Origin of the sequence: Denitrobaculum tricleocarpae (assembly GCF_007004665.1) — a bacterium.
GTDB classification, from domain to species: Bacteria; Pseudomonadota; Alphaproteobacteria; order Kiloniellales; family Kiloniellaceae; genus Denitrobaculum; species Denitrobaculum tricleocarpae.
The window spans coordinates 39,548-49,205 of record NZ_ML660054.1 but is presented as its reverse complement, the minus strand read 5'-3'; the positions used below and the strand labels follow the sequence as shown (position 1 = coordinate 49,205).

At 58.9% G+C, this 9,658-nt stretch carries 12 protein-coding genes and 2 tRNA genes; 7 read left to right on the top strand and 7 right to left on the bottom strand.

The features are described from left to right. Positions 1 to 5: 5 nt before the first annotated feature. Entirely contained in the window at positions 6 to 467 is a 462-nt protein-coding gene (locus tag FKG95_RS09280; RefSeq protein WP_142896086.1) for a DUF6882 domain-containing protein, read from the bottom strand. Then, a complete protein-coding gene (locus FKG95_RS09275) occupies positions 464 to 1,129 on the bottom strand; it encodes a class I SAM-dependent methyltransferase (RefSeq protein WP_142896085.1) in 666 nt (221 codons plus the stop codon). The genes FKG95_RS09280 and FKG95_RS09275 overlap by 4 nt, the downstream gene beginning before the upstream one ends. Before the next feature lie 221 nt (positions 1,130 to 1,350). Here FKG95_RS09275 and FKG95_RS09270 point away from each other — a divergent pair, with 221 nt between their 5' ends. Together FKG95_RS09270 and FKG95_RS09265 are read left to right on the top strand one after the other, a co-directional pair. Continuing rightward, complete coding sequence (locus FKG95_RS09270; protein WP_218940142.1) at positions 1,351 to 2,970, top strand: peptide chain release factor 3; 1,620 nt, start codon at positions 1,351 to 1,353, stop codon at positions 2,968 to 2,970. Positions 2,971 to 2,996: 26 nt separating this feature from the next. Next, complete coding sequence (locus FKG95_RS09265) at positions 2,997 to 3,464, top strand: Lrp/AsnC family transcriptional regulator (protein WP_142896084.1); 468 nt, start codon at positions 2,997 to 2,999, stop codon at positions 3,462 to 3,464. A 10-nt stretch (positions 3,465 to 3,474) separates the two neighbouring features. Here FKG95_RS09265 and FKG95_RS09260 read toward each other — a convergent pair whose 3' ends face one another. From FKG95_RS09260 to FKG95_RS09250, 3 genes are all read right to left on the bottom strand, one after another. Next, the gene (locus FKG95_RS09260) at positions 3,475 to 4,524 is read right to left on the bottom strand and encodes a diaminopropionate ammonia-lyase (protein WP_142896083.1); all 1,050 of its coding nucleotides are present in this window, start codon (positions 4,522 to 4,524) and stop codon (positions 3,475 to 3,477) included. Between the two features lie 137 nt (positions 4,525 to 4,661). Further along, a complete protein-coding gene (locus tag FKG95_RS09255) occupies positions 4,662 to 5,411 on the bottom strand; it encodes an SIMPL domain-containing protein (protein ID WP_142896082.1) in 750 nt (249 codons plus the stop codon). Positions 5,412 to 5,520: 109 nt separating this feature from the next. Then, positions 5,521 to 5,859 carry a DUF1491 family protein gene (locus FKG95_RS09250; protein ID WP_142896081.1) on the bottom strand — a complete coding sequence of 113 codons (339 nt, stop codon included), beginning with the start codon at positions 5,857 to 5,859 and terminating at the stop codon, positions 5,521 to 5,523. A gap of 180 nt (positions 5,860 to 6,039) precedes the next feature. On the opposite strand from FKG95_RS09250, the gene FKG95_RS09245 reads away from it, so the two are divergent. The 5 genes from FKG95_RS09245 (at position 6,040) to FKG95_RS09225 (ending at position 8,125) form a co-directional block, all read left to right on the top strand. Beyond that, complete coding sequence (locus FKG95_RS09245; RefSeq protein WP_142896080.1) at positions 6,040 to 6,618, top strand: GNAT family N-acetyltransferase; 579 nt, start codon at positions 6,040 to 6,042, stop codon at positions 6,616 to 6,618. Continuing rightward, positions 6,615 to 7,133, top strand: coding sequence for a GFA family protein (locus FKG95_RS09240; RefSeq protein WP_218940141.1), 519 nt, complete (start codon positions 6,615 to 6,617; stop codon positions 7,131 to 7,133). The genes FKG95_RS09245 and FKG95_RS09240 overlap by 4 nt, the downstream gene beginning before the upstream one ends. Before the next feature lie 143 nt (positions 7,134 to 7,276). Further along, positions 7,277 to 7,353 (top strand) — tRNA-Pro (locus FKG95_RS09235). A gap of 192 nt (positions 7,354 to 7,545) precedes the next feature. Next, entirely contained in the window at positions 7,546 to 7,890 is a 345-nt protein-coding gene (locus FKG95_RS09230; protein ID WP_342779215.1) for an ETC complex I subunit, read from the top strand. 158 nt (positions 7,891 to 8,048) lie between these two features. Next, a tRNA-Arg gene (locus FKG95_RS09225) sits at positions 8,049 to 8,125 on the top strand. Positions 8,126 to 8,204: 79 nt separating this feature from the next. Here FKG95_RS09225 and FKG95_RS09220 read toward each other — a convergent pair. Continuing rightward, positions 8,205 to 9,305: a tyrosine-type recombinase/integrase gene (locus FKG95_RS09220; RefSeq protein WP_142896079.1), complete on the bottom strand. Its 1,101-nt coding sequence runs from the start codon at positions 9,303 to 9,305 to the stop codon at positions 8,205 to 8,207. Then, positions 9,286 to 9,540: a hypothetical protein gene (locus FKG95_RS09215; RefSeq protein ID WP_142896078.1), complete on the bottom strand. Its 255-nt coding sequence runs from the start codon at positions 9,538 to 9,540 to the stop codon at positions 9,286 to 9,288. The genes FKG95_RS09220 and FKG95_RS09215 overlap by 20 nt, the downstream gene beginning before the upstream one ends. Between the last annotated feature and the right edge of the window lie 118 nt (positions 9,541 to 9,658).

Sequence of the window (9,658 nt, the reverse complement as noted above, 5' to 3'; positions counted from 1 at the left end):
GCTCATCAAGCGTTGAAGTGTTCCCGCAGCAAGACGAAGAGGCTGGTGTCCGCGGCAATCGGACAGCGGTACACAGCGGTTCCTCCGAGGACCTTTAAGGCGATCGCCGCCGCACTCCAGGCGTCATCTTCAATCGCATCTTCCCAAAGCGGCTGAGCGAAGAAAGCCAGGCCTGAGGTTTCGGTCAACTGCTTCAGTTTGGCTGATTCCGACGAGAAGTTTTCAAGAATCGAGTCGTTGGCCCAGGCCCACATCCATGTTTTCTTTGCGAGGGAGCCGATGGCAACGGCATCGAAGGTCAGTGGCGCTCTGCCTTCTGCCGCCAGCGTCACCGTACCCTGTTGCTGATCCATCTGCCAATCGCGGTCCTCGAGATCGAAACGCCGTGTCAGGGCCGACTGTGCCGCTTCCAGTCCTTCCCAGGCTTCTGCCGTAAAGGCCTCGATCTCTTGTTGGTTCCAGCTCATGGACGTTTCCGGGCCAGGGTCAGGCCGTCGCCGATCGGCACCAGGGAGAGATCGATCCGCTCGTCGTTCTTAAGGGCATCGTTCAAGGCGCGAATGGCCTGGGTATCGGCGCTGATGTCCTTGGGACTCACGACCGAGCCGTCCCAGAGCACGTTGTCGATAGCAATCAGGCCGCCAGGGCGGAGCAATTTCAGGCAGCGCTCATAGTAGTTGGCATAGTTGGTTTTGTCGGCGTCGATGAAGGCGAAATCGAAACCGGTTTCCTGACCGTCCACGATCAGTGCGTCCAGGGTCGCGACTGCCGGACCGATGCGAAGATCTATCTTGTCAGCCACGCCCGCTTCCTCCCAGTAGGGGCGGCCGACCGAGGTAAAGGACTCGCTGATATCACAAGCGATCAGCTTGCCGTTTTCGGGAAGTTCAGTGGCCACGGCCAAAGCGCTATAGCCGGTGAAGGTTCCGATCTCCAGGGCGTTTTTTGCGCCGGTCAGTTTGACCAGAAGCTGCATGAACTGTCCCTGTTCCGGGCTGATCTGCATCATGGCCTCGGGCATGCCTTCGGTCTCGCGGCGCAGGCGGGCAAAGAGGTCCGGTTCGCGCAGAGAAACCCTGATCAGATAATTGTAAAGATCGTCATCGAGGCCGATTGAGCGTGTGGACATGAAGGATTCCGCATATGGAAAGAGGAAATGATCAATGCTTTGGGCCGAGACTAACCTACCCGCGCAAGGCCGGTAAGGTCGTAAAGCCCTGATCGGCCGCTCAGGACCGTTTTGCGCTTCAACATTTGAATTTCAGGCGGTTTCAGGTCATAGAAGGGCCGAAATCAACGGTCGGGCTTTTTTGGGAGCGCCGCGCCGAAGCAACGGAGCAGATTTTGTCAATGAACGACATGGCGTCAGCGGCGGGCGATTCGGGTCCTGCGAGCATTGGAGAGGCCGCCGAGAAACGGCGGACTTTCGCCATTATCGCGCACCCCGATGCCGGTAAAACCACGCTGACCGAAAAGCTGCTGCTGATGGGCGGCGCCATCCATCTCGCCGGACAGGTCAAAGCCAAGGGCGAGGGCAGGCGCGCGCGCTCCGACTGGATGAAAATCGAGCAATCGCGCGGTATTTCCGTGACCACCTCGGTCATGACCTTCGAATACCGGGACGTGACCTTCAACCTACTCGATACGCCGGGCCATGAAGACTTCAGTGAAGATACCTACCGCACCCTGACGGCGGTCGATTCCGCGATCATGGTGATCGACGGCGCAAAGGGTATCGAGGCGCAGACCCGCAAGCTCTTCGAGGTCTGCCGTTTGCGCGACGTGCCGATCATCACCTTTATCAACAAGATGGACCGGGAGGCCCGCGACAATTTCGAGATCCTAGACGAGATCTCGGAAATCCTGGCCCTGGATACCACCCCGATGTCCTGGCCGGTGGGCATGGGCGGCATTTTCCGCGGCTGTTACGACATGCGCGAGCAGAAGATGATGCTGTTCGACGGTAACAAGGACTCGAGCGAACTCACCGATGTGATCGATGCGCCGGTGGACGACCCCAAGCTGGATGCTGCCTTGCCGGCGGACCAGCTGGCGCAAGCCCGCGAGGAGATGGAACTGGTGCAGGCCGCCTGTCCCGAGTTCGACCTGGAGAACTATCGGGCGGGTCACCTGACCCCTGTGTTCTTCGGCTCGGCCCTGCGATCCTTCGGCATCAAGCAACTGCTCGACGCCGTGGTCGACTTCGCGCCCTCGCCACGCCCTCAGCCGACCGATAGGCGCGAGATCGAACCTGACGAAAAACCGGTCACCGGCTTTGTCTTCAAGGTTCAGGCCAATATGGATCCGAACCACCGGGACCGGATCGCCTTCATGCGGCTCTGCTCGGGCAAGTTCAAGCGCGGCCTGAAGATGCATCAGGTCCGGACCGGGAAATCGATTGGTATATACAACCCGATCCTCTTCTTCGCCCAGAGCCGGGAACTGGCCGAAGAGGCTTGGCCGGGCGACATCATCGGTGTGCCGAACCACGGTACGCTCAGGGTCGGCGACACACTGACCGAGGGTGAAAACCTGCGCTTTACGGGCATTCCGAACTTCGCGCCGGAAATCCTGCGGCGGGTACGCCTGGACGATCCCATGAAGGCGAAACATCTCAAGAAAGCGCTGGAGAGTTTGGCCGAGGAGGGTGTGACCCAGGTGTTTCGTCCCATGATCGGGGCCGATTGGATCGTCGGCGTGGTCGGTCAGCTTCAGATCGACGTTCTGGCGACCCGGATCGAGAGCGAATACGGCATCAAGGTCGGCTTCGAGGCCGCGCCTTTCTATTCCGCGCGCTGGGTCGACGGAGACCCGGCGGAAATGAAGCGCTTCCTGGATCGCAATCAAAGCAGTGCCGCTGAGGACCGCGACGGCGCGCCGGTCTACATGGCGCGCAACAGCTGGGACTTGAACCGGGCGATCGAGGACTGGCCGAAACTGAAGTTCACGGCGACCCGGGAACGGTCTTAAATTTAGCCTCTGAAACCGAGGGCGGAATGAGCGAACTGAGCCCGGCCGACACCAGAATCCTGCGCCTTTTGCAGGAGAACGCGCGGGAGCGCCTGGAGACGATTGCGGCGGAAACCGGCCTGTCGGTGGCGACCGTTCAGCGGCGGATCAGGAACCTGAGGGCTGACGGCCTGATCCTGGGCGATTTCACTGTCGTTTCTCCCGAAGCCGCGGGTTACGCCATGACTTTTCTGGTCATGGTGGAACTTGAGCGCGAACGCCTGGATCAGCTGGACGCCTTCCGCCGCAAGGCAAGGGCGGAACCTCAAGTGCAGCAATGCTACTACATCACCGGTGAAGCCGACTTCGCACTGATTGTTCTGGCCAGGGACATGGCAGATTTCGAGAGCCTGACGCAGCGGTTGTTCTTCGACGATACCAATGTGAAACGCTTTCGGACCTCGGTGGTCATGGACCGCACAAAGGTCGGGCTTTCGGTACCCCTGTCCGAGTGATTCCCATTGCTCAAGTGCCGCCTTCCGAAACAATCAACAGACAACGGCTGTCCGGCCCGGGCGCAATAAGCTGGAGGGCGGCCAGAGTGGCGGCACCGCTCGGGGTCGTCGTGATACCGTTGCGAGCGTAAAGGGCGACAGCCTCGGCCGCTTCCTCATCCGAGACGGTAACGAAGCTCTGCGCATCCCGTCGAAGCGAGTCGTAAGCAATCAGGGAGGCATCCTTGCAGTCGAGCCGGCCCATGTTGGAGAGCGGTCCCTCGGCGCGGGTTAAACCGCCCGCTTTGACGCTTGCCATCAGACAGGGGGCGGCATCCGGTTCGACCACGATGATGTGCGGCTGCTCGTCCCAGAATTCCCGGATGTGTGCTGCCACCGCCGCCGCCAGGCCACCAACTCCGGCCTGCAGGAAGACATGGGTCGGCCAAAGCCTGGCCATTGCGAAATCCGCGCGGCATTCTTCGGCCAGGACCGTGTAGCCTTCCATGACCATGGCCGGGCGTTCGATGTAACCCTCCCAGGAGCCATCGGCGAGCAGCAGCCAATTCTCCGTTTCGGCCAGGCGCGTGGCTTCCGCGACGCTGTCCTCGTAGCTGCCGTCCACCCGCACGACCTCGGCGTTGAGGGTGCGGATGCGCTCGGCAAAGGACTCCGGCACCGACGTCGAGAAGACGATAACTGCCCGGGCGCCGAAGACCCGGGCACCGGCGGCGACCGAGAGGCCGTGGTTACCGGCGCTGGCGGTGATGAAGGTCATGTCTGCGGCTGCGTTCCTGGCCTGTTGGCTTGTGAGGTCGGAGGTCGCGGCAACGTCGGAGATCATCTGTGCCACCGCAAAGGCGCCGCCGAGGGCCTTGAAGCTGCCCAGCCCCATACGTTGTGTCTCGTCTTTTGCCCAGAGGATTGCGACCTCCAATTTGCCAGCCAGTGGCTCCAGGCGATGCAGAGGTGTCGCCTCATATGCCGGACAGTTCCGCAGCATGGCGAGCGGTCGACCGGCAGTCGTTCTGAACAGGCGCGGTGTGGTGGCCCGAAGGGGCGTATGTGTGTGATGCAGCATCCGGGCATGATAGCCGGACTCTCTTGCGCTGACGCCTCTGTTTGGATCACAAAATGAGAAAACTTATCGTATTCACGTTTAAAATGATCATATAGCCGCAGGTTTGTTGGGTCTGTTCAGACTGTTCCCCAAGTGATCTATTCGACCAACTCATAGCGGACCGTGCTGACCACGCGGATGACTTTGAAACGCTCAAAGCGTTCGTCGTAATTGCCGTCCCGAGCAAGAAACTGAACCACACCCTGGTTCGCAGAGGCGATCCGGCCAATCGAACTGCCGGAGTCTTCGGCAAAGCGCTGCGCGGCCTCACGGGCGCTCTTGGTCGCCTCGGCGATCATCTCAGGCTTGATGTCATTGATGCCGGTAAAGATGTACTCGGCGCGGGGCGTTTCGCCGTAGTCCGTGTCGCCCAGCAGGACGCCCCGGTCCAGGAGGGTGGGGGTGTTCGCGGTCAGATTGGCGATCGCGGCCGTATTCTCGCTACGCAGGCGGATCGCGCCGGAGGCGACGTAACGCAGTTGCTCCCGCTGCTCGCCATCGATAGTCAAGAAATTCCGTTCAACCCTCAAGGTGAAAGGCTCAACCACCAGTTCGCTCCGGTTCAGGCCGCCTTCCTCGGCGAAGGCGATGATGGTGTCGCGGGATTTGATGGCTTCGGCAACGGCGGACTGGCGTTCGCTGGCCGTGCCGCGAAAGGGAAGGCGCCAACTGGCGATCGAGGCCTCGACTTCGCGCTCGGACAGCCCTTTGACCGACACGATGCGCTCTGCGCGGCGCATTTCGATGAGACTCTGCCCGAGAAGCGCGGCGGAGGTGCCCAGGCCGAGGGCGACAAAGAGGCCGGCCGTGGCAAGGCCGAAGCCGGATTGTTTGATGATATCTGACACGAGGGTTTTCCTTTACTGGAGGGCCCCTCAATTCAGCAAAGGAATGCGTTCCCATTCGGTCGGGAATACGGCAGGTCTGGGGCAGATGATCGCTCGATAGCAACAGACCCTAGAGCAGCTTGCCTTCGAAGGGATGGCTGCCGTCGCGGCTCTCGATTTCGACGACCCAAAGGTCGGGGTCGCGCTTAACCGCACGGGCGATGTATTCGTCCGCTTCAGGTTCCGCGACCAACTCGCCTTTCAGGGCGGGCATCCAGCCGAGCTTTCCGTCGATATCGCGCATTTGCGTCAGGACTCGGCAGCCAAGATCGAGCTGATTGAGTTTGAGCAACAGCATTCCACTCATCCTCTCGCCCTTGTGCATGACGGTCGCGGGTGTTCCTTCTATGGAACAGGTGCGTATGTGTGCCTGGATCCAGAGATGGGTCGGCAATCTGTCGTCGAACATAAGGAGCTCAGGCGGTTGAGAAGGAGTGGGGCACCCGCAAACTAGCCACGTGAAGGCGGTGCGGTAAAGCCCTTTGCAATGAGAGCCGATAGAGGACCACAAGGAAAAATGCTTGAGAACAAAATAGGAACATATTAAAGTTTCCAAAAGCGGATCGGGCTTCATGAGGGTGGCTCTGCAATGAGCGAAAAAGACATCATTATCCACGCGGCGACCGCCGACCGCTGGCCGGACTTTGAGGATCTGATGGGTAAGAAGGGCGGGTACGGCGGCTGCTGGTGTATGACCTGGCGTTTGACCAATAAGTCGTTCGACGCGCAAAAGGGCGAAGGCAACCGCTTGGCCATGAAGAAGACTTTCGAATTGGGCAGGCCACCGGGGCTCCTGGCCTATGACGGCTCGCAGGCTGTCGCCTGGTGTTCCGTAGCGCCACGGACCGATTTCACGCGGCTGGAGGCTTCGCGGGTTTTGAAACCGGTCGATGAAAGGGATGTCTGGAGTGTTTCCTGCTTCCTCATTCGCAAGAGCCATCGGAAAACAGGGCTGACGGTGGCGCTGCTGAAAGCGGCCTGTGAATTTGTCCGGGAGCAGGGCGGTGACGTTCTCGAGGGCTATCCGATTGCCCCGAACAAAAAGCCTTATCCGGCGGTCTACGCCTGGACCGGGTTTGAGGCTGCGTTCGTCAGAGCGGGCTTTACGGAGGTATTGAGGCGGTCTGATACGCGCCCCATCATGCGTAAGACACTGATTGCAGCATGACGGCGGATCTACTGGAACTGGCGTTCCCGGCCCGCAGCAAAAGGAGGAATTTGAGCGATATGCCCGAGTCCGACGTGTCAGAGGCCGATCTGTCTGGGAAGGGGACAGTTACACGCGGCGTTTGCCTCTGCGGCGCCGTGGCGTTCGAGGTCGGTGGGCCGCTCGAACCCGTCGTCAATTGCCACTGTGGTCAGTGCCGGAAAATGACAGGGCATTACCTTGCCTCGACCAACGCATCGCATGAAGATTTCCGCTTTATCAGGGACGGCGGGTTGAAGTGGTACCACGCCAGCGATACCGCCCGCCGCGGGTTTTGCCGGGACTGCGGCGCGACACTCTTCTGGGAACAGCATGGGAGCGGACGAATCGCAATTGCCGCCGGCAGCCTTGAAAAGGCGCCCGGTTTGACGACGGCAGGGCATATTTTTGTCGCCGACAAGGCGGCTTATTACGACCTGGAGGATGGCCTGCCGCAGTTCGCCCAGGATGGGGAATTTAAGAAAATGACGGATTAGTCAATTAAAACAGTTTATTAACTGTCTTTTTTGCTGCTTTTTATGAGCTTTCCCAACGTCTGAGAGATGGGGCTGTGTTTTTTGCACAAAAGACACTCAATCTGGTTGCCATCGTCAGAAAGAAGTCTTAGGTTCCGCGCTGTCGGGGAGTAGCGCAGCCTGGTAGCGCATCTGGTTTGGGACCAGAGGGTCGGAGGTTCGAATCCTCTCTCCCCGACCATCAAAACATCGGTGATCTGTTTTTCGCCGGTTTTGGTGGGCGGTTCGCGTTCCGGGCGTTCAAGACTGCAGCCGCGCTGGACCCCGGACCCTGAATCACCTTAAATTCCAAACGGATGACGGATTAACCCGGCATAGATGTTGCTGCGTTAAGTTGGGTCATTCGTCAGAGTCTGCGCCCGAACGGGCCCTGATGCAGTTGGTCACAGCAGTGAGTGCGAAGGACATTTCGATGCAGGTGCGTATTTTCCAACCCCCCAAAACCTCCATGCAGTCGGGCCGTGCCCGCACGGAACGCTGGGTCGTCGAGTTCGAGCCGGAAACCGCGCGTCAGGTCGAACCCCTGATGGGCTGGACCTCTTCCGCGGACACCAAGACGCAGTTGCGCCTCTGGTTCGACAGCAAGGACGAAGCCATCGCCTACGCCCAGCGCAAGGGATACATGTATTCCCTGGAGCAGCCGCACGAACGCAGAATTACGCCCAAGGCCTATGCCGATAACTTCGCCTTCAAGCGCACAGGCCGCTGGACCCATTGAGCACTGGCCCAGATGAGCCGTCATCCCTTGCGGGTTTTCGCGGCTCATTTCTGATCTTTTCCGCGCGTTTGACGGACTGCACACCAAGAGTTGCCCTCAAGCCCCGAAATCTGCCATAAGAGGCAATCCATCCAGGAACCAGTATCTGGCTCCCCGATGCGCCCGTAGCTCAGCTGGATAGAGCAACGGACTTCTAATCCGTAGGTCGCAGGTTCGAATCCTGCCGGGCGCGCCATTATGGCATTGATTTAGAATAGTAAATTAAACCACACAAACCGACCGCACAATAGGTTAGACAGCATTCTCGGCCAAGGTTAGACAGACTTTGGCCTTCTTTCGTTCAGGGCGACGTCGAAAACCTTCACCACTCCAGTCATCTTTTTCTTCAGATTTGCGTGCCTCATATAGTGCCGCGCCATCTCTTCCGTCGCATGCCCGAGAGCGTCTGCGATCGTGCTTGCGTCAAAGCCTTCCTCAGCAAGTATGGTGCCCACTGTGTGCCGGAGTCCATGGAAGGTGAGGCCCGGCGCAACCTTCGCCTCGATACCCTTTTCCTCATCGCCCTGAAGCATTCGTATGAATTTGTAGAATGACGACTGGAAGCCGTGATAGCTCCAGGCGCGTCCACGACTGTTGATGCACAGTGTGAGAGCCTCGATATCACGAGGGTTCTTCGCTCGATGCGCAATGCCTTCGTCAAGAATGGCCTTCAGGTCTTTGGGGCAGGGCCACCAGATATCCTGCTTGGACTTATTTGTCTCTCGGGAGATCTCGATACCGTTGTATTCCGTGCGTAAGAGCATCAGCACGTCTTCAACCCGCAGGCCGGTGTACATGCCAAGCGCGATCGGCACCTTGAGGTGAATTGGCGCGGCGTCCAACACGATATGGCGCTCTGCATCCGTCCAGGGGCGATTGGGGTCTGGTAGCTCTTCGGGTCGGGGAATGTTTTTAATGCCCAATAGCGGGTTCGTGGCGGGCGTATAGCCGTACTCACTGCCCCAGCTGAACATGGCAGAGATGACCGTTTTGACGTAGTTTCCGAACCGCCGCCCGCGCATCTGTGCCGCCTCGTCTCTGAGCTTCGCAACGAATGGCTTATCTATCTTCCCAAGCGGGGCGTCTTCTATCGATTTAAGGTGGTCAATGACCTTCTGATAGTCGCTCTTGGTTCTGGGCTTACGGGATTTGAAGTGATCTCCGGCGCGATAAAGCTTGATGAGGTGCCCGAGTGTACCCGGCTTCGTGCTCGGCTCCGCATCTGCAAATGGCTTCCTGGCTTCGTCGATTTCACGAAAGAACTCAGCGGAGCCCCAATCGGACTTGATGGCCTTTCCGGACACCCGGCAGTACACACGCCGTTTGCCATGGCGGTCCTTGTAAACTTTAAGATGCTTAACTGGAATTCTGGTCACGGAATTTGCTCAGCCAGTATTCGTCCGAATTCTCGTCTGTCGCCAGCTTAAGCCCATCAATCCACTTGTCCAAATCCTTAACATCGTAGCGGATCTGATTCTGTGCGAACTCGATGGGCGAGGCCGGGCAGTCCCGCTTGAATTTGGCCAGCGCCATACCGCAGTACCGGGCGGCTTCTGAGGTCTTCAGGAGCCGGATAGGCTGGTAAGCAATGCTGAACGTGGCGTTGGGCATCTCTCACTCCTCCGGGGGTAGGGTGGTCATCACCAAAATCCCAGCAGTTGACCCATGAGACCGGTAATGCCGGCACAAAACATAACTGCTCCGATCCACATGACAGCGATAATCAAAT

Excerpts from the sequence above, each read along its gene's own strand:
- FKG95_RS09280 (WP_142896086.1), bottom strand. The coding sequence starts at position 467 with ATGAGCTGGAACCAACAAGAGATCGAGGCCTTTACGGCAGAAGCCTGG.
- FKG95_RS09275 (WP_142896085.1), bottom strand. The coding sequence starts at position 1,129 with ATGTCCACACGCTCAATCGGCCTCGATGACGATCTTTACAATTATCTG.
- FKG95_RS09270 (WP_218940142.1), top strand. The coding sequence starts at position 1,351 with ATGAACGACATGGCGTCAGCGGCGGGCGATTCGGGTCCTGCGAGCATT.
- FKG95_RS09265 (WP_142896084.1), top strand. The coding sequence starts at position 2,997 with ATGAGCGAACTGAGCCCGGCCGACACCAGAATCCTGCGCCTTTTGCAG.
- FKG95_RS09260 (WP_142896083.1), bottom strand. The coding sequence starts at position 4,524 with ATGCTGCATCACACACATACGCCCCTTCGGGCCACCACACCGCGCCTG.
- FKG95_RS09250 (WP_142896081.1), bottom strand. The coding sequence starts at position 5,859 with ATGTTCGACGACAGATTGCCGACCCATCTCTGGATCCAGGCACACATA.
- FKG95_RS09245 (WP_142896080.1), top strand. The coding sequence starts at position 6,040 with ATGAGCGAAAAAGACATCATTATCCACGCGGCGACCGCCGACCGCTGG.
- FKG95_RS09240 (WP_218940141.1), top strand. The coding sequence starts at position 6,615 with ATGACGGCGGATCTACTGGAACTGGCGTTCCCGGCCCGCAGCAAAAGG.
- FKG95_RS09230 (WP_342779215.1), top strand. The coding sequence starts at position 7,546 with ATGCAGTTGGTCACAGCAGTGAGTGCGAAGGACATTTCGATGCAGGTG.
- FKG95_RS09215 (WP_142896078.1), bottom strand. The coding sequence starts at position 9,540 with ATGCCCAACGCCACGTTCAGCATTGCTTACCAGCCTATCCGGCTCCTG.